The sequence below is a fragment of the Staphylococcus sp. HMSC062A01 genome, assembly GCF_001836805.1.
Classification (GTDB): Bacteria; Bacillota; Bacilli; order Staphylococcales; family Staphylococcaceae; genus Staphylococcus; species Staphylococcus haemolyticus.
Genome location: NZ_KV830639.1, coordinates 38345 through 38616, shown reverse-complemented (window position 1 = coordinate 38616; position 272 = coordinate 38345). Strand labels below are relative to the sequence as shown.

2 tRNA genes are annotated in these 272 nt (G+C 48.5%); both read right to left on the bottom strand.

What is annotated here, in order from left to right:
• Positions 1 to 49 precede the first annotated feature (49 nt).
• Positions 50 to 123, bottom strand: a tRNA-Pro gene (locus HMPREF2715_RS09070).
• A 30-nt stretch (positions 124 to 153) separates the two neighbouring features.
• A tRNA-Arg gene (locus tag HMPREF2715_RS09065) sits at positions 154 to 230 on the bottom strand.
• Positions 231 to 272: the final 42 nt, after the last annotated feature.

Below are 272 nucleotides of genomic sequence, written 5' to 3'. Positions count from 1 at the left end.
AAGCAGGCGCTCTCCCAGCTGAGCTAAGCCCCCAAATTTTTTTAAGAAGTCGGGAAGACAGGATTCGAACCTGCGACCCCTTGGTCCCAAACCAAGTGCTCTACCAAGCTGAGCTACTTCCCGTATGTAATTAAATAATAAATAAAATTTAAATGGCGCGCCCGATAGGAGTCGAACCCATAACCTCTTGATCCGTAGTCAAACGCTCTATCCAGTTGAGCTACGGGCGCTTTATTTAAGATGGTGCCGAGGACCGGAATCGAACCGGTACG